This window comes from Streptomyces cinereospinus, from assembly GCF_042430725.1.
GTDB lineage: Bacteria > Actinomycetota > Actinomycetes > Streptomycetales > Streptomycetaceae > Streptomyces > Streptomyces cinereospinus.
The window spans coordinates 17,976-40,680 of sequence record NZ_JBHMCY010000054.1 but is presented as its reverse complement, the minus strand read 5'-3'; the positions used below and the strand labels follow the sequence as shown (position 1 = coordinate 40,680).

The window sequence follows — 22,705 nt, the reverse complement described above, 5'->3', positions numbered from 1 at the left end:
GCTACAGCCACCCTCTCCGGTCACCGAGGGCTGACTGGATCCGACGCAGCGTAGGGTCGTCCGACAGCGGGGTGGCAGGGTCCAGCGCTGAAGACCACTCCAGGATGATCGTGGCCGCGAGCTCGACCTCACATTCCTCGCCGTCGTCGTACGAGCACCGCTGGGCCACCCGGCGGACCAGATCGGGATCCAACACCGGGATAAGGGTCGCCCAGCCCTCGACGAAATCGTCCGGAGTCTCCTGCTCCTCGTCGGCCTGCTCATCCTCGGACACGAGGATGTGGCCCACTTCGTGCAGGATGATGTGCTCTTGGTGCAGGCGCGTCGTCTCCTGCTGGTAGAGGATCACGTCCATCTGAGGCGTATCGACCCACAGCCCCGATGGTCCGGGCTTCTCCAGGGGGAACGGCCGAAGAAGGATCGGACGCCCGCGCCTCTCGCCCAGCGCCCGGCACAGCTCCTCCACATCCAGTGGGGGCTTTACGCCAAGGCCCTGAAGTTCTCGCCGCAGCCAGCGGTGCAGGTCCCTCTCGCCCGTCCGCTTCTCAGCGGTACGCCACCGCCCCAACCACCGACGGCTCACCCTGCCCTGCTCAGGCCTCTCGGATTCTGCCGAGCCCCCGCCGGCACGTCTTCCCGACCACATCAGAAATCCCCTTCGTACCGGCCGTTGACGGCTCTCACGGGAGACGGGCGGCAGCCGCGCCCGAGCCAAGCGTTCAGTTCCCGTACGGCACAGCGAGGACGAAAACGATCACCGGCGTCGAAGGACAACACCTCGGTGGGTACCGCTGAACAGCGGCAAGTGAGCCGCACGCACATGTGCCCACACCTCCCCAATACGTCATGATCGCGTACGCAAATCAGCAACCCCAACGCGGCCGAGCGGCCCCGATGGAACCTTCGGGAACCCCATGGACATTACGTGAAGCCCAAAGGGAGGAATGGCCTGAAATCGACGTTCGCAAGCCATCGCCAGCGACGTGATAAATCGTGGCAAATTAGCCGCTCCGACGGTGAATCATGCCCCTGAACTGGCACTTCAAAATCTGACGCGTGCGCTTCAATCGCTCACTTCTGACATATGCCGAAGTTATCAATCTGAGATATTTACGTCGCGGGCCAACTGGGGCATGTGTTTAACAATCGGGCGAATCGACTCCCATCGCGGCACGGGAGGACGAGTGTGGCCGTGGTCACTTCGGGGTAGTTCGGGCATCGCGCACTATTACGCTTCCAGCCATGTCGACCGAGATACGCAACCAAGGCGATGGCTACGTGGAGTTCTGGCGGGAGTACCACTTGTGCACGCTGACCACGGTGCGCCCCGATGGCAGCCCTCACGTTGTGCCCGTCGGAGTCACCGTTGACGCAGACGCTGGCATCGCTCGGGTTATCACCCGCAAATCCAGTAAGAAAGTCGCCAACATCCTTGCCGCACAACCTCGTCAGGCCCGCGTAGCCGTCTGCCAAGTCGACGGAGGGCGCTGGGCCACTCTGGAGGGCACAGCCGAAGTCCGCACGCACCCGGATGTCGTCAACGATGCCGTAGCGCGCTATGGCAACCGATACGGTCGGACGCCTGCTCCGGACCCCGAGCGGGTGGTCATCCAGATCACGATCGAGCGAGCCATGGGGCACGTAGACGCACCCAAGCCAAGAGCCGTGAAGGTCGCGGACTAGGCGTTCTGTCCACGGAAGTTGATGGCAGCGCGCCTACAGTCGTTCTCATCGCAGGAGCGGGCGTTGCTCCGCCCAGCCCCGGCACAAGGGATGACTGCCTGCCCGGACGGCTTGGCGCTGCCGGTTGATCCACTGCTCCAGCTCGTCGGCGGACTTCTCAGGGCCACGGTCAGTGGTGTTGATGACATGAGTCTGCCAGCGGGGGTCCTCGGCGGTCCAGGACGTCCAGCGGTGCCACGCCATCATGGGTGCGCTGCTGGCAGTGATGACGTCCGGGCGATGCTGGGGGTCGCGGGCGTGACCGCGGTGCCAAGCTGCCCAGTTGTTGAAACGGTCGACGTCGGGCTCCAACCAGCGGCCTGGGTCGCGCCAGCGGAGCCGGCGGAGCCGGTCCTCGTCGGCGACGTCGATAAGGCAGAACGCGATGCCGTCCAGCAGAGACGCCGAGGGGGCGGCCAGAACCTCGCCGAGCGGTGCCTGTCCTGTCAATAGGAGGTCGATGCCGTGAGCCTGGTAGTCGAGCGCGCGGCGAATCCACTCCTCCGTGTTGTGATTCCGCCAGTGCGGGGGTGGGTTGAGCGGAACGCCGCTCTCGTCGGTGTCATGGACGGCGATGTGATCGATCCGGTCGGCGACAGCGAAGGCGAGGGTGGACTTCCCGGAGCAGCTCGATCCGGTCAGCATCAGCAGCATGCAGGGAGAGTGCCAGACGCCCGGAGAACACCACCAGCAATTTTGGGTCCGTCTCGATCACGGTGGCTGCTGAGCCAACTGGGGCTTGGCCTCCCGACCATCGGTGGCGCGTGTGGTGCACGTCGCAGTCAGGGCCGACATCCCGCATGGGATCAACGACAGAGTCGACGTACCGGATCGACGCTCTACCCTGCCGCACCGGTGGGCTGATACCCGTGGCAGACGAACTCCGTCGTGTCTCTTGGCATCCGCTCCATGTCAGAACAGGGCGTGCTGGTCCGGCGAGATGACCTCGGCCGACGCGGTGGGGGCGGGGACGCGTCCCGTGCGCTCGTTTTGCAGATCCCACAGCTCGCGGAACAACCCGTCGCGCTGGGCGAGGAGTCCGTCGAAGGTTCCGTCCTGGATGACGCGTCCCTTGCTCAGGACAACGATGCGGTCCGCGATAGCAACATTGGTGAGCCGGTGGGTGACCAGGACGACGGCGCGGTCTGCGGCGAGGCGGCGGAGGCCGGTGAAGATGCGGTGCTCGGCCCGCGGGTCGAGGGCAGCCGTCGGCTCGTCCAGCACCAAGAGCCCGGCCGGGCGGTGGAACGCTCGGGCGATCGCGATGCGCTGCCACTGCCCGCCCGAGAGTTCCTGTCCGCCCCACCATTCCTTGGCGAGCAGGGTGTTCAGGCCGTTGCGCAGACCGTCGATGACCTCGTCGGCGCCCGCCGCGTGGGCTGCGGCGAGTACGGCGGTGTCCCCGTCCTCGGTGGGCTGGCCGAGGGTGATGTTCTCCCGTGCTGACAATGGCCAGTTCGCGTAGGACTGCGGTACAACGGCGACTCGCTCCCAGGCTGCGTGCGCATCCAACTCCCGTGCGTCGACGCCGTCCCACGTGATCGCTCCGTTGTCAGGCAGGTACAGCGAGGACAAGAGCTTGCTGAGCGTGGTCTTGCCCGAACCGTTCTCGCCCACGAGGGCGACGACCTCGCCCCGCCGGACTTCCAGAGACACGTCGCTGACGGCTGGGCGATCGGCACTCGGATACTTGAAGGTGACGTTCTCGGCGCATACGACCGTGGGTCCGGTCGGTTTCCGGGTGCCGCGGTCGATGCGGTGGCCGCCGGCTTCGTCGATGAAGTCGGCCCAGTCGTCCAAATACATGCCGGTACGGAAGAGTTGGGCTCCGTAGCCGACGATTCCGTCCAGTCCGGCGCTGACACGGCCCAAGGCGAGGAACGCGGTGCCGAGGGCGGCGACCGAGATCTGGCCGGCGGACACCAGCAGCGCCAGTGCCACCCAGACGACGGCGTGTGCGAGGCCTCCCGTGGCCCCGCCGACCAGGGAGATCCGGGCGGCGCGCCACGTGGCCTGGTCGGTGGTCATGTCGATCCGCGCTCCTGCCGTGCGGTACTTGCCGAGCAGGAAGGGCGCCATGGTGCCGGAGCGGACCTGGTCTGCGGTCTGCTTGTCGACCATGTACCAGCGCAGCATCCCCAGCAGTCGACGGTCCTTCGATGTGGCGAGTGAGGCGATGTAGCTGATGCGGGCCGCTCGCACGCTGGCCACACCCTTCGGCAGCGCGGCAAGGACGAGCAGCGGCAGAAGCGCCGGGTGCACAGCCGTCAAGACACACGCGGAGGCGATCAGTGATGCCGACGACGCGAGGATGTACTGGGTCTCCGTCAGGAGGTCCCGGGAGACCTCTACGCCACGGTCGGCCGCATCCCAGCGGTCGTTATATCCGGGATTGTCATACGCGGACAATTCCGCCTTGGTCGCGGCATCGAGGAGCTTGAGTTCGGCTTCGCGGGAGATACGGGGCGCCAACCGGGCCGACAGCGACGACGAGGCGATGCCCAGGAGGGCACGCAGACCAATGGCCCCGGTCAGTACGGCCAAGGAAGGTGCGGCGGCCATGAGTTGGTCACTGCTGATGTGCTGGGAGGCGATCAGCGGCTTGATCGCCCCGGTGGTGGCCATCAGCCCGAACGCTTCCAGCACCCCGGAGAGGACCTGTACAACCAGCAGGGCGATGACCGCGTTGCGGTCCACCTGCCAGCCCAGGGCGAGGGCTCGCCGGATCAGCTGGGGTAGGCGGCGAGCCATGGAGCGGCTGGTGATGGCGTTGGCGGCCTCGATACGGCGGTCGCCGGGAATGGCGAACCTCAGTTCCTCATCTGATACCTCCGCGTCTTCGGGCCGGGTGACCTTCTGGGCGGTTTTCGCGGTGGTCGTCATCGGCTCCATCCCTCCGCCGCAGTCCGGCGCCTGGCCTGGACAGCGTCGACCGCGGTCGCGACGTACGGCGCGACCGCCTCGGCCGTCCGGTGCCGGCCGATCAGCGTGCGATACAAGACGTCCCCCCTATTGGTGAAGTGCGGATGGGGTCACTGCTGCGCTGCCGTGCGTGCTGGCACGGTCCGAACAAGTGGGCGTGTCACGTGCCGCCGTCCGCTCCAAGGCGGGCGAACGCATCGTCGAGGTCGTCTATGCGGTTCAGCAGGCGGCGGATGGTGGTCTGTCTCTCGCTCCAGTGCTGCTTCAGGTCCGCCTCGGCTTCCTGAGGAAGTTCGTATTCGGCGGTCGTGGCGCCGTAGAAGCTGAACAGCATGTACAGGAGTGCGAGCCGGGCGCAGGACCGTACTTCCGCCAGAGGGAGGCCGGGGTTCTCCGCGTGGTAGGCGCCCACCATCGCCAGTGCGCGGGCAGCCCAGTCCGGGCTGTTGGCCACGGTGCGCGGGTCGAACGCCGCCCGGCCCAACTCCCAGACCGGCATTCCGGTCGCGCAGCGGAAGTCGATGACGCCGGTGACGACATCGGCGAGGACGATCAGGTTGGTGCGGCTGAGATCCGCGTGGAGAGCCTGTTCCACCAACACGTCGGGCAACTGTTCTCGTAACCGGTGGACATGACCGTGCAGGTCCTCACGCCGATGATCGAGGTCGACCCGCAGCTGCCCGAGACCGTCGTGCTCCTGGCGCAGTGCCGTGGCCATCACACTGTCGCACTTCGCGACCGCTTCCTCGACGGCACCGGTCCGCCAACGGGACTGCTGCACACTCTTCGGCAGCGGGTACGCGGCCAGCACACGGTGCATGCGCCCCATCACGACACCGATGTGTTCGGCGAGGGAAACCGTCATCGCCGAGGTGGCCACGCGACCGGGCGCCTCGTCGACCACCGCCCATACTCTGCCTTCCGAGATCGTGACGAGGTTGCCATCCGCATCGGGCCACACGCGCGGTACGGGAAGCCGTGCGGCGCGGCAGTACTCCGACATGTCCAACGCGGCCCGTGCCGCATCCAGATCCGCGACCGACCGGTACTCCTTGACGAACAGCCGCAATCCGTCCGCAGTCAGAACCCGTCGGTTGATCGTGTCCGTGCCCATGGGTACCGGCTCGATCACGTCGACAACGAATCCGTACCGGTCCGCCAGCACGTCAGCAGTCAACTCCGCGCCCCAGTCCGCCTCGCTCATCCCTGTCACCGCTCTTTGCGCACGGAGGGCCGGCGGGCGGTGAGCACGGTGAAGGCGTTGTCCTCCGGGAGCTGCCCGCCCTCCGCGAAAGGGGCAAGGGCATCTGTGAGAGCCGCCTCGAAGGCATCCTGGCGGTCACCGAACAGGTGCTGGGCCGCGAACGACGTCGAGTACAGGTAGCCGATGACGTGGTCGACGCTCCACTGGCGGTGCACGGGAACGGTCGTAGAGGTGACATCGCAGAAGTCGGACGCGCGCAGCACTTCCTCGTACGGCGGTCCCACCGGGCTGAAGAAGCCGTCGCCCGCGCGCCGCTGTTCGCCGAGGAAGTCCTGCACGACTTCTCGTGCGGCCTGCTGCCAGGAACAGCCTCCTGTCCACAGGCTGCGATCGCTGAACACCGTGACCACGCCATCCGGTGCGACGTACTCACTGAGCCGATCAAGGAAGCGGGGTTGGTCAAGCCAGTGAAAGACACGACCACAGGTGACGAGATGCGGCCGCCAGCCCTCCGGCGGCAGGAAGTCCTCCGCCAGTGCATGCCGGGTCCGCAACTGGTGGTCGCTGGAGAGCACGGGCCGAAGCACAGCTTCGGCCTCAGCGAGCATCGCCAGCTCGGCATCGACCGCGAACAGATCGTCGAAGTACGGCAAGAGCGCGTGGGCAACGAGCCCCGGTCCGGTGCCAATGTCCACAAGGCGCCGCGGAGAACCCGTGGGAGCCGCTTGGTTGAGAAGAGCGGCGAGATCCGTCGGGATGCCGGGGCCAAAGCGCCGGTAGTACGAGGAGGTGCCGGCAAAGGCGTTCACGAGCTCCACCCGCCCCACATGCGCGTGCGGCTCTCCAGGCGCAGGTTCTCCAGCATGGTGTGGGCCTCGTCGATAAGACCGATGTCGTGGTGCTTGATCCCCCAGGACAGCGAGTCGAGCGCGTCCAGAGCCCCGTACGCCCGGCACGCCACCAGCTCCTCCTCGGTGAGCTGACGGCCGTACCCTTGGTGGACGGCGGCATTGAGGTCGGGACGTTGGAGCAGAATCCTGTAGCGCAGGCGGCTGAAGTCCCGCCGGGCGGCGGCCTGGAGTTCAGACCTCTCGAAGTCGATGATCCGTAGCCACTGCTCGGTCTCGTCCCACATCCAGTTCTTGGGCATGTAGTCGCCATGTGCCGCCACCTGCGGCAGACGTGGCGGAGCCTCCTGGAGGAGGGCACGCACCAACGTGATCTCATGCTCCGGCACGTGCCGCGCAGCACCGTCGAGCAGCTTCGCAACCGTCGCGCCCCACGCCTCCTCGGTCACGTCCGCGGTCATCGGCCCGTCCGTCGCCGCAGCGTGGTGCCGGGCAAGGAGTTCGCCGGCCTGCTCGTAGGCCTTGCGCTCCTGCTCGGCCGGAAGACGCAGCGTGTCCAGACTGCGCCCGGGCACCCCGGTGACCAGGACGGCGCGCGTCTCCGCGTCGGAAGCGACCAGCTCGGGCGCACGGTCGGCGCCGAGGGAGATCGTCCACTTCTGGTAGGCGTCGACTTCGCGTCGGTGCAGCTTGGGGCCGGCATGTTGCTTGGCAAACCACCGCTCACCGCCGGGTCCGTTGACCTCCCAGACCGACGGCCGGATGTCGCCGGGCCGGGGATGTTCAGCTACGACGGTGTACGTGTCAGTCACCGAAGCCACCAACTGGTGGAGTGCGCTGGGCATGTCGGTCACGTCGGTGCGCCCTTCCGCTGGCTGAGTCGCCCAGCTGAGCCACAGCATGTGACTAGACGGGCGCGCAGGGTATTCACGTGTGGGTGGGTAGCTTGCCAAGTGCCACTGACAATGCGCTCTGAGCTGGTCATTTGCGTGCCCGGAGACGAAGGGCGGTGCCGGAGGCCATCTCGAGGAGGGACTCGTCCAGAACTCCGTACCTCCAGCCGAGCGTCACCAGGTGCGGGTCGTTTTCCGCCTCGACGCGCTCCCGCAACGCTCGTACTCGTCCCAGGGCTTCGTCGTGGCTGATGTGAGCGCGCTCCGCGTACTCCTTTGACGTCGCGCAGATGGCGACCATGCGCCACGTCTCGATCTCCGCCTCCGAGAAGGCTCCCGGGAAGGTGGCCTTCACGGGGCGCCGGAGCTGCTCGGTGACGAAGCAGGCATGGACGACTGCGGCCCGGCCACGTATGCCGAACTTCTGTCCGCAGTGCTTCAACTGCACGTTGATCGTGCCAGCCGTGATCGTGAGGTCGGAGGCGATCGCGTCGGTGCTCTTGCCCTCCGCGACCTGCTGGACGATCCGGATCTGCGCGGGTGTCAGGTCGAGCGATGTCGTGGAGGGGCGCGCCGGTCGGGCACTCACGGGAGCTCTCGATCCTTTCGGGTAGGAATGGCTGTCAGGCGCGAGCCAGCCACCGACGCCGCTCGGCATCGGAGACCAGGCTCCGCTCGTGGTCGATTTCCAGCTGGCCAAGACGGGTGTAGTGCTCGACCACCTCGGTACCGAAGGCCTCCTGGGCGAGGGCGCTGTTCTGGAAGGCCGCGAGCGCGTCGGCGAGGGTGGGCGGCACGGAGGTGCCGCCCACCCTGTAGGAGTTGCCGGTCTCTGCGGGACCGAGGGTGAGCTTCTGTTCGATGCCGTGGTCGATGGCTGCCAGGGCCGCGGACATGGCCAGGTAGGGGTTGGCATCCGCGCCGGGCACGCGGATCTCCAGATGGAGGCCTTCGCCGTGGCCGACGACGCGGACGGCACAGGTGCGGTTGTCGTAGCCCCAGTTGTACGTGGTTGGCGCGAATGAGCCAGGCGTGAACCGCTTGTAGGAGTTGGTGTTCGGGGCGTAGAGAGGGACCACCTCCGGCAGGCCGACGAGTAGGCCCGCGATGGCGTGCCGCCCGGTCTGGGAGAGTCCGCCGCCGGGCTCGTTGAGCTGGCTGATGGCCTTCGACCACAGCGACACGTGGAGGTGCAGACCGTTGGCACGGCCGGTTTCCGGGGCTGCCATGAAGGTGGGCGCCAGTCCGGCACGCGAGCCTAGGGTGCGCACCGCGTGCTTGAAGAGCAGGTGCCGGTCGCAGGCGGTGAGGGCGGGCCCGTACGGGAAGGTCACCTCGACCTGGCCAGGCCCGGCCTCCGTCTTGATCGCTTCCACGGACATGCCGGCGCCCACGAGCGCGCGCTGAAGGCGGCGGAAGAACCGGTCGGAGACCGGATCATGGTCGAGGGCGTAGTCCAGGTTCTCCGTGGCCAGCGGCTGCAGGCCCTGGTATCCGGCCTGCTCCGCTTCCGCGTATGTGCCCCTGTAGAGGACGAACTCGGTCTCGATCCCCGCCTTGGGGTGCAGACCGTGCCTGGACAGCCGGGTCATCTGCTGGTGGAGGATCTGGCGGGGTGCGATCTCGATGGGTGTTCCGTCATGGGCCACGGCGTCGCCGAGCACGACGGCGGTACGCGGTAGCCACGGCACTACCCGCAGGGTCGACAGGGCCGGCTGCACGGACAGGTCCTGATAGCCGGTCTCCCACGAACTCAGCGCGAAGCCGTCCGCCGGGCTCATGTCGACGTCGGTGGCCAGGACGTAGGCGCACACCTCGGCGCCGTGATGCGCGACGCGCTTGAGGAAGTGGTTCGCGTCGTACCGCTTCCCCTTCAGCCTCCCCTGCAGATCGGGGACGGCGAGCAGCACCGTGTCGATCGCACCCGCCTTGACGAGGTTCCGCAGGTCAGACAGGGAGAAGGCCTTCTCGGAGCGCCCGCCCTGCTCGGGGGCGGACGCGGCAGCCAGGCGTGCCACGGTGCCGTTGCTGCTCGTGGTTCTCGTCATCAGACGACCTCGTCTTCGTACGTAGCCGCCGAGCGGTCGAAGTTCTGGGCCGGCACTTCGTACGAGCTGCCCTGCTTCCGCCACCACCCCCAGGCCAGGACGAGGACGACGAGCAGAGCGATCGGCGCGTAGTTGAAGGTCTCCACGGACACCAGGCCGCCGCCGGCGGGGCGCGTCTGCGGCAGGCAGAACAGCACCGTCACAAACACCACCCAGAGAACAGCGATCGTGCCGACGGTCACGCCCCAGGTGCCGAGGTTCCACGGTCCGGGCCGGAACCGGTGGCGGTTCTTGATACGCAGATAGATCGGGATCGCGTAGGCCGGGGTGATGCCGACCACGTTGATGCTGGTGATCGCCGCGTACGCGACCGGGCTGTACAGGCTCGGCAGGGCCAGCACGGCGGCGCACACGACCGCCAGCAGCACGGCCATGCGCGGGGTACCGGTGCGGCGGTCAACCCGGCGCCACAGGTGCGAGCCCGGCAGCGCCCCGTCGCGCGAGAACGCGAACACCATCCGGCTGGCCGCGGCGGTCTCGGCATTGCCGCAGCACAACTGCGCGATGATCACCACCAGGAGCAGCGCCTTCGCCCCCGCCACGCCCAGGGCATCCAGGAAGATCTGCGCCGGCGGCACCCCCGTCGCCGTGCCCACGGTGCCCGCGTAGTCCTGGATCGCGAACGTGAGCCCGGCCAGCAGGACGAACCCGGCCAGCCACGACCAGCCGATGGCGTGGATGATCCCGCGGGATGCGGACACCTGGGCGTCGGTCGTCTCCTCCGACAGGTGCGCGGAGGCGTCGTAACCGCAGAACGTGTACTGGGCCAGCAGCAGACCGAGCACCGCCACGTACAGAGGGCTGGACCAGCCGGTGTTGTTGACGAACTCGCCGAACACGAAGTCGGTGGACTGGTGGTGGGAGGGCACGATCGCGAGTGCACCGACGATCACCGTGACGCCGCCGAGGTGCCACCACACGCTGATGCTGTTGAGGATGCTGACCAGCCGGACCCCGAACAGGTTCAGGGCGAGGTGTAGGGCGAGGATGCACAGGAAGATCACCATGATCCTGCCCGGCGTTGGCTCGAAGCCCCACTGCAGGTTGAACAGGGCGCCCGTGAACAGCGCGGCCCCGTAGTCGATGCCGGCGATCGCGCCGAGCAGGCCCAGCAGGTTCAGCCAGCCGGTGTACCAGCCCCATTTCCGCCCGCCGAGCTGCTCCGCCTGGTAGTACAGCGCCCCGGAGGTCGGATAGGCGGAGGTCACCTCGGCGAGTGCGGCGCCGATGAACATCACCATGGCGCCGACGGCCAGCCAGCCCCACAGCATCACCGACGGGCCGCCGGTGTTCAGGCCGAAGCCGTACAAGGTCATGCAGCCGGACAAGACGCTGATGACGCTGAAGGAGATCGCGAAGTTCCCGAACGGCCCCATGCGCCGGGTCAGCATGGGCTCGTAGCCGAGCTCCCGCAGGTATGCGTCATCGGACTTCCGGGACGTCGCACGGTGGCTTGGACTCAAGCGAGACACGGGTCAGCCTCCAAAAACTCGGGGATATCTGGACAGGTTCATGCCAATTGGGACTTTGTTGGCAGCGGATGCCGATCACGGGTGCGGCCCGGCGCGCGGCCTACGGGTACGGGCGTACGAGAGGGACTCGGCGCGCGCTCGCAGGAGCAGCGCCTCGCCGGGGTCCGGCCCTGCGGCTCCGTCGTGCACCGACGCCCACGGCTCGCGGGCGGCGTATGGGCCCATCGCCTCGAACACCTCGGCGGCCTCCAGGTACTGGTGGCCTGCCCACAACGCGTAGGCCAGGAGGTTCAGATCGGCTACCGAGAGCTGCCCGGCAGGTGCCTTGTGGAACCAGTCGTGAAAGGCGGTCAGTGTGTAGTCGAGCGTCGACTCCTGCGCCCACTGCCGCCGCCACAGCGGATCGGCGCGCGATTGCCGACGCTGCTCGATCTGCGCGTACGCTGGCAGAAGCAGCAGCGGCGACCCGACGGGCCGCTGTGAAGCCACTGATCGGCCGAAGTCGAAGATCGCGGCCAAGGAAGCGCCCCACGGCCCCTCAAGGGCGAGCATGAACTGCAGCACGCGGTGGTAGGCCTCGCGGTTGTATGGATCACGTTGGTTGACCTCGTACAGCAACCCCCACGGACCGCTGGGCAGCATGGGCTCGTCGGGCCTCATTCGGTGTTCCTGACGCAGCTGGCGCGTGTCGATCTGCGCCAGCGCCACGAGACACACCCACGGCACGGGATCATGCGGCGCACGACGAGCTGCCAGCAGCGCCGCACGTCGCGCCCTTGCCTCGAACTCCAAGGTCCGAGGGTGTTGTTGACGGTGAGCGCGCAACGCCCTCTCGACGGCGACACGAACACCCATCAGCTGCGCGTCGTAGCTGCCCGGCTCCTCGGCGAGCCAGACGTCGACCACGTCCGATCGGGCGGCTGCCACGGCCAGCAGCTGAGTGCGTGATGTCCGCAGTGCCCAGTGCGCGCCCGTCTTCCACAGCAGCTCCCGCGCCGGCCTCCAACGCCCCGCCTGCACTTCGACAAGGGCCACGCGCAGGTCGTCGTCATGGCCGGCCGGGTGATAGACGAGACCCATCAGAATCCCTCGGCGCGGACGAGGCGCCGCTGACGAGCGGGATCGGGGCCGTCCATCCGATGCGTGCGGACTGTGCGAGGTGACGTGCGCTCCGAGCTGGACGTGAATGTCATCGGGGGCCTCAGGCAGGTTGGGGGGAAGGGGCCGCGAAGTGGTTGGGGCGGACCGCTGACCGAGCAGGGAAAAGGACTCGAACGCCGAGTCCGGCTCCCTAGAAGCGAATCTGGCCGATCATGTCGGCGATGCCGGTCATGAACCGGTTGATGCTCGGGGCCATGGAGGTGCTGGACAGGAAGAACCCGAAGAGCACGCAGACGATCGCGGGTCCGGGCTTCACGGATTTGCTGCGGATGAGAACGACCACGACGATGCCGAGCAACAGCACGAATGAGATGCTCAGAGCCATCAGGAGGCCGCTTCCTCCGCGGGCCCCCGCCGCTCCCGGCGAGCCTGGCTCAGCGCGCGGCGCAGAGCATCGGGCCGCGTCAGCGATCGCGGGCCTTGGGGGAAGACGTGCCAGTGCATCCCCGGAGGCGTCGTGCTCTCCGCGGACGGAACAACGACGTGGCACTTCTGTCCCAGCGCAACGGTCCCCGGCTCCTCCCAACGGACCGCGGTACCCACGGGAACCAGGAAGTACAGCCGGGGCTCCGGACCCCCGTGGTCCAGGATCACCGGGCCGACCGGTTCGTCACCCTCGTTGAGGATCTCGATCGCGCGTCGGCCCACGGCCTCCACGGCGCGTACGGCATCCCACCACTCCCCCGCCGAGCACAGCTCAGGCTCCTCGCCGATGGGCATCCAGCGCGGTGGGATCGCGCGAGCTGCGGGATTGTCGTCGGACATGGAAAAGGCCTCCTCACCACTACGTGTGAGGAGACCATTCCATTCAGCAAGGTGCTCTGCGCGGACAGTCTGTCCGTGGGGTTCGCTTGCCAAAGTCCTTGACAGAAGCTCAGGTTGTGCTAATGCCCGTCCAACTACCGAACGCGGAAAGCTCGTTGGAGGGGTGGGAGTCCATCCTGAGCAGCGCGGCAGTGGTCTCGCGAACGGACGGGTGGAACCGCGTGTGGTTGGGCGCGACCTTCCGTGCGCGCTTGAGGTCCGCGAAGGCACCCTCCCGGTCGTTCTCCGCGAGCTTCGCGGAGGCCACGTCGATGAAGTGGTGGCTCGATCGCTCACCGACGGTCGTACTGGGCGGCGCCCACTCGCCGCCGGAGACCGGAGACCATTCGACGAGGCGAGCGAGGGCCTGCTCGGTGTCGCCCGTGTCGATCATCGCGTGCACCTCATGAATGCGGATGTTCGTCGGGCCAAACGACATCTCGTACGCCAGGGAGTCGCGATTGCCGGCCATGGCCGCCACCTGCTCCGCCTCCCTCAGGTAGTCGTCGGCGCGATCGGCATTGTTCTCGCGGGCTTCGAGAACGGCCAGCTTCAGCAACAGCGCGCCGTCGACGGCAAGCGCGTCTTCCGTGAAGGAGCGTTCCGGCTGGAACCGCTCCAACTCGGTCCGCAGCCCGAGGAGCTTGCGGCGTGCCGGCGAGTACGCGCCCTGGCGCAGCATCGCTCCCGCGACGAGGTAACCGGCCGTGAACTGCATCAGCGGGTCGCCGGAGTGGTCGGCCGCCCAACGGACGCGCTCCAGCGCCGTGTTCGACAGGTCGTGGTGACCCATCTTGTGGGCCAGCGAGTTCACGGCGCGATAGGCGCGGGCCAGGTGCCAGAACGCCTTGGCCCGGTCGCCGTTGTCGCCACCGAGGGCGACGTGGGTCAGTTCGGTGATGATCGGCGGCAGCAGGGGGCCCATCGGGGCGTACCGGGCGTCGCGGCGCAGGGCCGCCACCTGGTCGACCTCCGAGGCGAGCACGGGAAGCGCCCGCGGAGCGATCTCCAGGTCGTCGGGGCTGTCGTAGCAGAGCAGGAGGCGGCGGAGCTCGGGTATGACGGCGTGGACACCGTCCTCCGCCTCCGGCTCACCGTAGTACGGCTGGCCGGTCAGAACCTCGGGACCGAAGCGCAGCGCTCTGGCGAGCGCCAGCACCAGCGACGGTGAAGCCTTCCGCGCACCGGATTCCAACTTCTGCACGTAGCTCGGGGAGACTGCGACCTTTTGCGCCAGTTGAGCGGCCGACAGTTTCCGTGTCCTGCGAGCGATACGGAGACGGTCTCCCAGCGTCAGGTTTTCACTCATCGGTGGACCTGTCCCTTCGCGACGAAGCACTTGCATCAGAGTACGGATAATGTCCAAGCCTGCGCCCTTGGTCGCCAACTGTTAACAGAGCCGATGGCCTCCCGCCCACGACGTGGATCTGCGGAACGGGCCCGAGCCAACTTGCGGTTCCTCCTTGGATCTCCGACCACATGGACGAAGCGGGGCACATCATGACGAAGCGGGCGCAGGGTGAGTGGGGTCATCGCCTTCCAGTCAAGAGGTAGGCGTCGAACTACCTACGGACAGATTGTCCGCGCGAATCCTGCACGTGCCAGATACTCGCGTTCGCCATCCAGCCGCAGACAGTAGCCAGGCGCTTACGTCGACATGACGGACGGGTGCGTCCCCACGTACGCACGCAGCCATAGGGTGGTGCCGCCCTGATCGGAGGCAAGGAGTCGGGAGTGGCTGAAGCCGAACGGTCCCTCGTGTTGTGGGACATCGACCGCACGCTGCTGTACGTCGGCGAGATCGATCGGCAGGTCTATCGCGAGACCTTCGCGGAGGTCGTCGGCTACCCGGTCGAACGTCTGCCGGCCCGAGGCACGGGCGTCACGATGCCCCTGGCGATCCGTGCGATGCTCATGGAGAACGGCGTTCCCGAGGGCCGGGTGCCGGAGCTGCTGCCGCTCATGATCGAGCTTTTGCCGAAGCGGCTGGCCGCGCGCACAGCGGACCTCCGGCAGCACGGAAAGCTGATGCCAGGAGCTGTCGCGGCGCTGAGGGCGGTACAGGCCCGTGCGGATCTCATACCGACCGTCGTTACCGGCAATCTCAAAGCGAACGCCATGTTGAAGCTCGCGGCCTTCGACCTCGAGTCATTCGTGGACTCCGAGATCGGCGGGTACGCGTCCGATGACCACCACCGCCCCGCACTCGTCGGCATCGCCCAGAAGGGAGCACAGGCCAAGTACGGCCTCTTCTTCGACCACTCCAACTCGGTGATCATCGGGGACTCGCTGGAAGACGTACGTACCGCCATGGACGGGGGCGGCGTCCCGGTCATCGGCGTCGCATCCGGTACGACATCAGCGGAGGAACTCGAGCGAGCCGGCGCGGACGTCGTTCTCCGGACCTTGGAAGACGTGGAGGGACTGGAGACCGCGATCGCGGAGCTCCTCTCCTAACGGGCGGCGGTCACCAGCTCGACGCATCCGTCGGGGGGACCACCCGCGCACGGCCAGATCCCGGATGGTGATCAGCATCCTCGGGATACGGGGATAGAGTCATGTCCCGTGCAACCGCTGGCGCTTTTCGATCTCGACAACACGCTGGTCGACCGGCAATCCACGCTCGCCGACTGGGTCGCCATCTTCCTGGTTCGCCATGGTCTCCCTGGCGCGTTCAAGTCCTGGCTCTATGAGCTGCTCGCGGATCGTGCCACCCCGGCGCACTTCGCTGAGGTACGCGACCGCTTCGGTATCGCCGAGCCCGTCGACACGCTATGGAATGGCTACTGCACCGACATCGCAAGCACAGTCGCCTGCCCACCCGAGGTGCTGACCGGGCTGGAGGAGCTGCGTACCAGCGGCTGGCGGATCGGCGTCGCAACGAATGGAGCCACAGACATTCAGCAGGCCAAGCTGCGCGCCACTGGAATCTTCGACCGTGTGGACGCCGTATGCATCTCTGAAGAAACCGGCGCACGCAAGCCCGGCGTTGCCATGTTCCAGGAAGCCGTACGCCGCTGCGGCGGCGCGCACGACGGTGTCGGTATGTGGGTGGTCGGGGACGACCCCGTAAACGACATGGCCGGAGCCCGGGAAGCCGGATTCCTGACCGTATGGATCGACCGCGGCCGATCCTGGCCGGAAGAGCTGCCCCCACCCGACCATCAGGTACGGGATGCCCGTGCCGCGATCGATCTGCTGGTCGCGATCGGTCCAGTAGGGAGAGCCGCATGAGCCGAGCCGGAATCACTGTGGGAATGCTGCATCCCGGCCGCATGGGGGCAGCGGTCGCCGACCAGCTCCGCCGTAGCGGGACGACAGTGCTGTGGAGTCCGCACGGCCGGAGTCACGCCACCGCCGCGCGGGCGGCGGCAGCCGCGCTGGAACCTGTGGATGATCTCTCTGTGCTGCTTGCACGCGCCGATGTCGTGCTCTCCCTGTGTCCTCCTGCTGCGGCTGAAGACGTTGCCCGGCAGATCGCGGATCACGGTTTCGCCGGGAAGATCTTCATCGAGGCGAACGCCATCGCCCCACAACGCGTGCGTCGCATCGCGCATATGCTGCCGAAAGTGACCGTCGTCGATGCCACGGTGATCGGCTCGCCGCCGGTCGGCGGCAAACGGCCGAAGCTCTACGCCTCCGGCCCTTCCGCCGCCCTGGACCGTCTTGCCGGCCTCTTCGCCACAACGGACGTACAGGTCTGCCCCCTCGGGGAGGAGATCGGCAAAGCGTCGTCGCTCAAGCTCGCCTACACGAGCTACCAAAAGGCATCCCGGGTCCTGGCCGCTGTGGCATATGGCCTGGCGGACGCCAACGGAGTCGCCGACGAGCTGCTGGACATCGCCCGTCAGCGCACCGGAAGCTATCTGGCCGAGACCGAGTACATCCCGAAGACCGCCGCCCGCGCATGGCGCTGGGGTCCGGAGATGGAAGAGGCTGCCGAATTGCTCGCCGAGGCGGGTCTGCCGGACGACCTCATGCGCGCCACGGCCTCCGTCCTGTCTCGCTGGGACCGTGCACGGGATGCTGATTTGAGCATCAGCGACGCCCTCGATCAGCTGCGTGGTGACGCTGCGCCGGCGGTCAGCCCCGAGCGCTGACCAGCGCGTGAATCTGGGCCGCGGCCTCCTGCGGAGACACCAGTGCGGTGTGTACGGTCAGGTCCCAGACAGCACCGGGTTGCTCGGCCAGGTCGCGCTCCGTGGCGTCCCACGCCTCAAGCCGGGCTGGGGTATCGCCGTCTCCTCGTGCCGCTGACCGCTGCTCGGTGATCTCTCGCGGACACCACAGCAGCACCCGCCACCAGCGAGCCGGAAATCCGTCGGCGACCGTCTGGAGCCCGACGATCTGTCCGAGGTGGATCAAAGGGACCTGTCCGTCCGCGGTGGCATCACGCAGGCCGAGCTGGTCGACAACGTACGTGTTGCCGTACCGGTCGTTGCGGTAGAGGACCTGTCCAAGGGCCTCCATCTCCTTCAACTGCTCCGGCGTGCCCATCCGGTATCCCCGGGTTCGCCCGCTTCCGATCTTGAGCCGAGCGAAGGGGACGTAGCGCGGATCCAGGGCTGCGAGCGCAGCCGTGACGGTGTCCTTGCCCGCGGCTGGCGGTCCGTACAAGAGGACGCCTTGGCGGCCCATCAGAACACCGTCCCGGCGACCTGACGGACCTGGTCAGTGAGCGATATGGCCGCGCCGAGTCGATTGTCGACCGCGAGGTGCGGTACGGCGGGGCGCATGTCGGGGTCGATGGTGGCGGCGTAGTCGTCCCAGTGCTGGAGCTTCCAGGAATCCCGGGCAGCCGAGCGGAAGCTGATGTACTCGTGCATGGTGTCGATGTCGCATTGAATCCAGATCGGCGAGACCGAGACACTTCGTGCTTCGCACCGGTTGACGAAGCGCTGCATCCAGCGAATGTCGGCGAATTCGGTGATGAATGGTGCGGTGAGGACGGTACTGATCGAGCAGTCCACATTGGCGTACGCGGCTTCCAACAGGCACTGGTACTCCAGCGGTCGTACCTGCTCGCGGTACAGCGCGGTATGCCGGTCGTTGGGATCACTGCCCAGGGCGATGAGCAGGCGTTCCACCAGCGGCCGGGTGATCGGGTCCTTGTCGAGCACGGGCCAGCCGGTGAGCTGGGAGAGGAACCGCGCGAACTCCGACTTCCCGCTGCCCGCGTAGCCGCCGACCATGACCAACGTGGGCCGGTTCGGGTCGCCACCGGTATGCCGGCGTTTCCACGCGTCGAGGATGCGCTGCTGCAGCTTGGTGCCGTCAGCGTCTCCGCCGACCGGCGCGATCTGCAGCAAGGCGCGCTCAACGGCCAGGACATGAGCACCGTTGTGCGGTTCGCTGGACGGGGTGAGCTGCATCCGGGTCTCTTCGCCTGGCAGCCCGCGCCGGAATCCGAGCTCAGGCTCGGTGGCCCGATAGAGCAGGCAGTACGCGCGCCGGTAGTGCGGGCCGGGGAAGACCTCACCTTGTTCGTGTTGCCACAGGGTCTGGAAGTTCGCGGCTGGAACCGTCAGTCCGGCGGCTCCCGCCACCTCTCGCAGCCTCTCTCCAGCACCTTCCAGCGTCAGCCCATGCGCTTCGCGCTGCTCCCGTAGTTTCTCCGGCCGCCATCCCGCGCGGACCTTACCCACGTCCCCTACCGCCTCTTCCAGGTTCGCCATGTTCGCGAGGCTAAGTCTGCCCCTCATGAACGCATGTGTAAGCGGATGTTGAAAAACCGTGTGGCTGCGCGATGAGCAGCTTCGATAACTGTGCGTGATACTCCGGGCACGCCACAGCCGGTCTCATGGTTCCCGACAGAACGGGGGCCCCAACATCCTCCGTGAGGCGCAACCGAAGTCACCGGACAAGAAACCCACGAGCGGACGGAGCCTCCCGATGGTCACCCAGTCGCGGTGCGTTGATGACCGAAGCCGCCTCCGGCTCTCCCTTGTCTCGAAGATTTCCGTCCTACCTGAACGCGGAAGCCGACTCGCCCCGTTGGGCCTTGCATTTCACTGATGATCCGTCAAGTCCCTTACATAGAAAGCCTACGGACAGCCTGTCCGCTCAGACGAGCCCGACAGTGGAATGGTCTGGAGACCGGGAGATGGTCGGCCAACTCCCGCCATGGAGCCGGGCTGCCGGAGTACGGCTTGTGAAGCCTGCGGATGTTGAGAGCCACGGGGCGGCGCGAGGCCCCGAAACAAGACCACCGACGCCCAAGGAGGTGCTACCAACGTGGACGCATGGGCAACCCCCAGAGGATTTGCCGACGACGTGGGGCCTATGGCAGCAGGGATCTTCCGGGCGGAGGCGGAGTTCCGTTCGGCGGCCAGTAGCTTCGGATTCATCCCGGTGCAAGTGTCGCCGGTTGGCTATGCGGCGACGTTCGAGCAGTTCGGTACGGCGGCAACGGGGCGGATCTTCAGCTTCGCAGACCTGGGCGGAAGAGAACTCGCCCTGACTGCGGACTCTCTGGTCGCAGTGCTGCGGGCGATCGCAGGGTCCGGGGAGTTACGGCACGGTCAGCCTGTTCGGGCCGCCGCCTGCGTCCCCGTGGCACGGTATCGACACAAGCGCCGCCGAGGCTGGACACAGGCTGTCGCTGTCCTGTGCAACGAACAGGACGAAGTCGGCGCGGACCTGACCCTCCTTCGTCTCTGGACCGCTCTCCTGGGTGGCCGCGCTCCGGGCGCAGGCTTCCGCTACTGCGACTTCGACATGATCGACACGCTAGCGGAGGACGAAGGGCTCTCACTGGTGCAGGCGCGGACTGTCCTGCACCAAGTCCGTAAAGAGCAACCGGTCGCCGACCAGCGCGCGATGGGCTTCCTACGGCGGTACCAGGAGCTTGTCGCGCTTTGTGAGGACTCTGACGCGGAGCAGTCCTTATCGGCGATCGACCGTGCCGAACCACTGCTGCGATCCCGGACCAGCCATGTACGCCAAGTGCTCCGCACGGCAGGAGGGCTGGGCGCTGCCACCGCCTTCTCCATGAAATGGCCACGCGCAACCGAATACGGCGCTGGGCTGAGCTTCACCGTGCACGACTCGGACGGCCGAATGCTCGGGGATGGTGGCGGTTACCACCAAGTCGTCCACGGCCTGCGGGAAGACATACAGACCTGTTGGAGCACCGCCGTCTCGGTCGAGTTACTCGCTGAGCTGGTGCCCGAGAGTTCTATGCAGCAAGTCCACCTGCTGAAGGTCCACGGCTCCGCTGACCTCGACTTTTTCCTCGCGGCAGCGAGTGAGCTCCGCGCCTGCGGCATGCAGGTGATCGAACACTGGCGTCCCGGACGTCTCGGCCGCGAGCTCAAGCGCATGCCCCGTGACGAGCTGGTCTGGTTCGCCCTCGTCGGCGAACGCGAGCAAGCCAATGGCTCACTGACCCTACAGAACACGGCCGTCGTCGGCCGCACGCGGCAGGTCCCGGTCAGGACATCTCTCGCCGATCGGCTGACAGGCCATGTGGTGGCTCCCCGACGTCCCGAAAGGAAGCAGGCATGATGGCCACCAGCTCCTCCCCCCTCCATCAAAGCATCGGTGACAGGTCGGCTCGGATCACTGTCTGGGGAGCCGGATTCATCGGGCTCTCGGCAGCCGCTGCCTTCGCCCAAGAAGGCTTCCGCTGCACGATCGTGGACGTGAACGCCTACCGGGTCCGCTGCATAAACGCTGGTACGGTGCCGCTGCCTGGCTTCGAGGACAAGATCCACCTGGACCCGCGAACACTCCGGGACGGCCGGCTCCGCGCGGTTGCGCCGGACGACACGGAGGCGCTCGAAGCCCAGATCCACCTCATCTGCGTCAACACTGATCGCGGCGGGAAGGCGTTCCGGGATCCCCTCGAAGTCGTACTCAAAGCCATCGGCTCCGCGCACCGGGCGGACAAGGAGCTGTTGGTCAGCATCGAGAGCACGGTGAGCGTGCGCTGGTTGGAGCTGGTGCTTCCGCTGCTCACGGGTGCGACCGGGCTGGTGGAAGCTGGGATCCATCTCGCAACGGCCCCGCGCAGAGACTGGCTGCTGGACCCGGAGATGAACCTGCGCAGCCTGCCCCGGGTGGTCGGCACCCAGAGAGCGGCATCCCAGGCCTTGGTCACCGATCTGTATGGGACCGTCAGCGACGTGGTGCACGTGGCCGGCGACTGGACCCGCGCGGCCCTGTCCAAGTCGGTTGAGAACCTCTACCGCTATGTGGACCTGGTGTTGACCAACCAGCTCGCAACGGCCTATCCGGATCTGGACATGGCCGAGGTGTTCCGGCTGGCCGGGACCAAGTGGAACGTCCCTGCCCTCCATCCCTCGATCGGAATCGGTGGCTACTGCATACCGCTCAGCCCGCACTACGCCGGCGACGGACTCCTCGGCGAGGGGCAGTTGCCCCTTGTGGACAGCGCGCTCGAATGGGACGCCACTCACCCCGGCAGGGTTGCCCAGTGGCTGACCAGCAAGTTCGACGGTCCCGTCGGCATTCTCGGCATCAGCTACGCACCGGACGTTCACGTGCCCCAGGGTTCGCCGACTCTCGCCCTCGCGGCAGCACTGTCTGCCCGCGGGGCGGACGTCCGACTTCACGACCCCTTTCTCTCAGCGGAAGAAGTCGTTGCCCGCGGGGAGGGCGCGAGTGCGCTGAGCTGGCCGGAAGACCTGGCATCGGTACGGACACTCGTCATCGCCACCCCGCATGCGGCGTACGCGGATCTACCCGAGCGCCTGTCGGCCCTTGCTGACCCGCCGACTGTGATCGACAGCCTCGGCCGACTTCGCGGAGCATTTGCCGGCACCCGGGTCCGCTACGTGGAAGTGGGCACTCCGACCCCGGTCAGCGGATCGTCAGCTTCGGGGTCGGCCCGATGAGTGCAGACGAGGACCTGCCCATCGGTACGCGGGCCGGGATGGACACATCGCGCCGTACCGTCATGGTTGTCGTCGCTCACGCGGACGACGCCGAGATCGCTGCCGGGGGGACGATCGCTCGCCTCAGTGACGCGGGCGTGCGGGTCGTCACGGCGGTGCTCTCTCTCGCGGAGACCGGCCCCAGCGCGGAACAGCGAATCGCGGACACCGAACGAGCCGCCGGACTCCTCGGCTACGAGCTTCGCTGGCCCCGCGGGGAGCCCGCGCTCCAGGTCTCCGACTACGGGGAGGTGGCCCTCGTTGCCACCCTCGACCGGCTGATGACAGAGATAGCTCCGCAGACGGTGCTCACCCACTGGCGCGGCGACGGGCATGTCGACCATGCCCTGACTGGACGAGCCGTCGCCGCAGCTCTGCGCAACCACCGGGCGGATCTGTTCTCTCTTCGCCCCGCCGAGCCTCGAACGATCGCCACCTCGCAGTTCTGCCCCACCGTGTTCGTCGACATCACCGACCAGTTCAAGCGCAAGGCCGAAGCCCTCGAACCATTCACCCGCCCTCGACCGGGCTTCCGGCCCGTGGACGGTGCCGTCGTCCAACTCGCCGACCGCTTTCACGGCCAGCTCAGTGGCACCGAGTACGCCGAAGCCTTCGCCTTGGAACGCCAGCACGGACTGGGAGCAGCGCTGCCCCAGGGCTGAGCAGACAGCGGA

The 22,705-nt window shown here is 67.1% G+C and carries 22 protein-coding genes; 7 read left to right on the top strand and 15 right to left on the bottom strand.

What is annotated here, in order from left to right:
• Position 1 precedes the first annotated feature (1 nt).
• Complete coding sequence (locus ACFF45_RS24835) at positions 2-355, bottom strand: hypothetical protein (RefSeq protein WP_381348663.1); 354 nt, start codon at positions 353-355, stop codon at positions 2-4.
• An 887-nt stretch (positions 356-1,242) separates the two neighbouring features.
• Between ACFF45_RS24835 and ACFF45_RS24830 the strand changes: the two genes are divergently transcribed.
• Positions 1,243-1,683, top strand: coding sequence for a pyridoxamine 5'-phosphate oxidase family protein (locus ACFF45_RS24830; RefSeq protein ID WP_381348662.1), 441 nt, complete (start codon positions 1,243-1,245; stop codon positions 1,681-1,683).
• Between the two features lie 45 nt (positions 1,684-1,728).
• On the opposite strand, the gene ACFF45_RS24825 is transcribed toward ACFF45_RS24830, so the two are convergent.
• The 12 genes from ACFF45_RS24825 to ACFF45_RS24770 form a co-directional block, all read right to left on the bottom strand.
• Positions 1,729-2,376, bottom strand: a complete 648-nt coding sequence (locus ACFF45_RS24825; protein ID WP_381348661.1) for an ATP-binding protein — start codon at positions 2,374-2,376, stop codon at positions 1,729-1,731.
• Between the two features lie 258 nt (positions 2,377-2,634).
• Positions 2,635-4,605, bottom strand: a complete 1,971-nt coding sequence (locus ACFF45_RS24820; RefSeq protein ID WP_381348660.1) for an ATP-binding cassette domain-containing protein — start codon at positions 4,603-4,605, stop codon at positions 2,635-2,637.
• Positions 4,606-4,804: 199 nt separating this feature from the next.
• Positions 4,805-5,848, bottom strand: a complete 1,044-nt coding sequence (locus tag ACFF45_RS24815) for a phosphotransferase enzyme family protein (RefSeq protein ID WP_381348659.1) — start codon at positions 5,846-5,848, stop codon at positions 4,805-4,807.
• Between the two features lie 5 nt (positions 5,849-5,853).
• Entirely contained in the window at positions 5,854-6,666 is an 813-nt protein-coding gene (locus ACFF45_RS24810) for a class I SAM-dependent methyltransferase (protein WP_381348658.1), read from the bottom strand.
• A complete protein-coding gene (locus ACFF45_RS24805; RefSeq protein WP_381348679.1) occupies positions 6,654-7,541 on the bottom strand; it encodes an aminoglycoside phosphotransferase family protein in 888 nt (295 codons plus the stop codon). Before ACFF45_RS24805 ends, ACFF45_RS24810 begins: the two co-directional genes overlap by 13 nt.
• Positions 7,542-7,677: 136 nt before the next feature.
• Positions 7,678-8,178: a LuxR C-terminal-related transcriptional regulator gene (locus ACFF45_RS24800; RefSeq protein WP_381348657.1), complete on the bottom strand. Its 501-nt coding sequence runs from the start codon at positions 8,176-8,178 to the stop codon at positions 7,678-7,680.
• A gap of 34 nt (positions 8,179-8,212) precedes the next feature.
• Complete coding sequence (locus tag ACFF45_RS24795; protein ID WP_381348656.1) at positions 8,213-9,637, bottom strand: glutamine synthetase family protein; 1,425 nt, start codon at positions 9,635-9,637, stop codon at positions 8,213-8,215.
• Positions 9,637-11,169, bottom strand: coding sequence for an amino acid permease (locus tag ACFF45_RS24790; protein WP_381348655.1), 1,533 nt, complete (start codon positions 11,167-11,169; stop codon positions 9,637-9,639). The genes ACFF45_RS24795 and ACFF45_RS24790 overlap by 1 nt, the downstream gene beginning before the upstream one ends.
• A 75-nt stretch (positions 11,170-11,244) precedes the next feature.
• The gene (locus tag ACFF45_RS24785) at positions 11,245-12,249 is read right to left on the bottom strand and encodes a hypothetical protein (protein WP_381348654.1); all 1,005 of its coding nucleotides are present in this window, start codon (positions 12,247-12,249) and stop codon (positions 11,245-11,247) included.
• 211 nt (positions 12,250-12,460) lie between these two features.
• Positions 12,461-12,655, bottom strand: coding sequence for a hypothetical protein (locus ACFF45_RS24780; RefSeq protein ID WP_381348653.1), 195 nt, complete (start codon positions 12,653-12,655; stop codon positions 12,461-12,463).
• Positions 12,655-13,095, bottom strand: coding sequence for a hypothetical protein (locus ACFF45_RS24775; protein ID WP_009315129.1), 441 nt, complete (start codon positions 13,093-13,095; stop codon positions 12,655-12,657). Before ACFF45_RS24775 ends, ACFF45_RS24780 begins: the two co-directional genes overlap by 1 nt.
• A 109-nt stretch (positions 13,096-13,204) precedes the next feature.
• Positions 13,205-14,443 (bottom strand): helix-turn-helix domain-containing protein, encoded by a 1,239-nt coding sequence (locus ACFF45_RS24770; RefSeq protein WP_381348678.1) that lies wholly within the window; start codon positions 14,441-14,443, stop codon positions 13,205-13,207.
• A gap of 425 nt (positions 14,444-14,868) precedes the next feature.
• Between ACFF45_RS24770 and ACFF45_RS24765 the strand changes: the two genes are divergently transcribed.
• The 3 genes from ACFF45_RS24765 (at position 14,869) to ACFF45_RS24755 (ending at position 17,234) form a co-directional block, all read left to right on the top strand.
• Positions 14,869-15,591 carry an HAD family hydrolase gene (locus ACFF45_RS24765; protein WP_381348652.1) on the top strand — a complete coding sequence of 241 codons (723 nt, stop codon included), beginning with the start codon at positions 14,869-14,871 and terminating at the stop codon, positions 15,589-15,591.
• A gap of 108 nt (positions 15,592-15,699) precedes the next feature.
• Positions 15,700-16,368 (top strand): HAD family hydrolase, encoded by a 669-nt coding sequence (locus tag ACFF45_RS24760; RefSeq protein WP_381348651.1) that lies wholly within the window; start codon positions 15,700-15,702, stop codon positions 16,366-16,368.
• A complete protein-coding gene (locus tag ACFF45_RS24755) occupies positions 16,365-17,234 on the top strand; it encodes a DUF1932 domain-containing protein (protein WP_381348650.1) in 870 nt (289 codons plus the stop codon). Before ACFF45_RS24760 ends, ACFF45_RS24755 begins: the two co-directional genes overlap by 4 nt.
• On the opposite strand, the gene ACFF45_RS24750 is transcribed toward ACFF45_RS24755, so the two are convergent.
• On the bottom strand, positions 17,218-17,772 hold the full coding sequence (locus tag ACFF45_RS24750; RefSeq protein ID WP_381348649.1) for a nucleoside/nucleotide kinase family protein: 555 nt from the start codon (positions 17,770-17,772) through the stop codon (positions 17,218-17,220). The two genes, ACFF45_RS24755 and ACFF45_RS24750, sit on opposite strands and share 17 nt — an antisense overlap.
• Positions 17,772-18,809 carry an AAA family ATPase gene (locus tag ACFF45_RS24745; protein ID WP_381348648.1) on the bottom strand — a complete coding sequence of 346 codons (1,038 nt, stop codon included), beginning with the start codon at positions 18,807-18,809 and terminating at the stop codon, positions 17,772-17,774. The genes ACFF45_RS24750 and ACFF45_RS24745 overlap by 1 nt, the downstream gene beginning before the upstream one ends.
• Positions 18,810-19,368: 559 nt before the next feature.
• Between ACFF45_RS24745 and ACFF45_RS24740 the strand changes: the two genes are divergently transcribed.
• From ACFF45_RS24740 to ACFF45_RS24730, 3 genes are read left to right on the top strand one after another with little or no spacing between them, the layout of a single operon-like run.
• On the top strand, positions 19,369-20,640 hold the full coding sequence (locus ACFF45_RS24740; protein ID WP_381348647.1) for an ATP phosphoribosyltransferase regulatory subunit: 1,272 nt from the start codon (positions 19,369-19,371) through the stop codon (positions 20,638-20,640).
• Positions 20,637-21,992 carry a UDP binding domain-containing protein gene (locus ACFF45_RS24735; protein ID WP_381348646.1) on the top strand — a complete coding sequence of 452 codons (1,356 nt, stop codon included), beginning with the start codon at positions 20,637-20,639 and terminating at the stop codon, positions 21,990-21,992. Before ACFF45_RS24740 ends, ACFF45_RS24735 begins: the two co-directional genes overlap by 4 nt.
• Positions 21,989-22,693 (top strand): PIG-L deacetylase family protein, encoded by a 705-nt coding sequence (locus tag ACFF45_RS24730; RefSeq protein WP_381348645.1) that lies wholly within the window; start codon positions 21,989-21,991, stop codon positions 22,691-22,693. Before ACFF45_RS24735 ends, ACFF45_RS24730 begins: the two co-directional genes overlap by 4 nt.
• Positions 22,694-22,705: the final 12 nt, after the last annotated feature.

What these genes read in the sequence shown, in the direction of transcription:
- ACFF45_RS24835 (WP_381348663.1), bottom strand. Translation starts at nt 355, where the DNA reads ATGGACGTGATCCTCTACCAGCAGGAGACGACGCGCCTGCACCAAGAG.
- ACFF45_RS24830 (WP_381348662.1), top strand. Translation starts at nt 1,243, where the DNA reads ATGTCGACCGAGATACGCAACCAAGGCGATGGCTACGTGGAGTTCTGG.
- ACFF45_RS24825 (WP_381348661.1), bottom strand. Translation starts at nt 2,376, where the DNA reads ATGCTGCTGATGCTGACCGGATCGAGCTGCTCCGGGAAGTCCACCCTC.
- ACFF45_RS24820 (WP_381348660.1), bottom strand. Translation starts at nt 4,605, where the DNA reads ATGACGACCACCGCGAAAACCGCCCAGAAGGTCACCCGGCCCGAAGAC.
- ACFF45_RS24815 (WP_381348659.1), bottom strand. Translation starts at nt 5,848, where the DNA reads ATGAGCGAGGCGGACTGGGGCGCGGAGTTGACTGCTGACGTGCTGGCG.
- ACFF45_RS24805 (WP_381348679.1), bottom strand. Translation starts at nt 7,541, where the DNA reads ATGCCCAGCGCACTCCACCAGTTGGTGGCTTCGGTGACTGACACGTAC.
- ACFF45_RS24795 (WP_381348656.1), bottom strand. Translation starts at nt 9,637, where the DNA reads ATGACGAGAACCACGAGCAGCAACGGCACCGTGGCACGCCTGGCTGCC.
- ACFF45_RS24785 (WP_381348654.1), bottom strand. Translation starts at nt 12,249, where the DNA reads ATGGGTCTCGTCTATCACCCGGCCGGCCATGACGACGACCTGCGCGTG.
- ACFF45_RS24780 (WP_381348653.1), bottom strand. Translation starts at nt 12,655, where the DNA reads ATGGCTCTGAGCATCTCATTCGTGCTGTTGCTCGGCATCGTCGTGGTC.
- ACFF45_RS24775 (WP_009315129.1), bottom strand. Translation starts at nt 13,095, where the DNA reads ATGTCCGACGACAATCCCGCAGCTCGCGCGATCCCACCGCGCTGGATG.
- ACFF45_RS24770 (WP_381348678.1), bottom strand. Translation starts at nt 14,443, where the DNA reads ATGAGTGAAAACCTGACGCTGGGAGACCGTCTCCGTATCGCTCGCAGG.
- ACFF45_RS24755 (WP_381348650.1), top strand. Translation starts at nt 16,365, where the DNA reads ATGAGCCGAGCCGGAATCACTGTGGGAATGCTGCATCCCGGCCGCATG.
- ACFF45_RS24750 (WP_381348649.1), bottom strand. Translation starts at nt 17,772, where the DNA reads ATGGGCCGCCAAGGCGTCCTCTTGTACGGACCGCCAGCCGCGGGCAAG.
- ACFF45_RS24745 (WP_381348648.1), bottom strand. Translation starts at nt 18,809, where the DNA reads ATGGCGAACCTGGAAGAGGCGGTAGGGGACGTGGGTAAGGTCCGCGCG.
- ACFF45_RS24735 (WP_381348646.1), top strand. Translation starts at nt 20,637, where the DNA reads ATGATGGCCACCAGCTCCTCCCCCCTCCATCAAAGCATCGGTGACAGG.
- ACFF45_RS24730 (WP_381348645.1), top strand. Translation starts at nt 21,989, where the DNA reads ATGAGTGCAGACGAGGACCTGCCCATCGGTACGCGGGCCGGGATGGAC.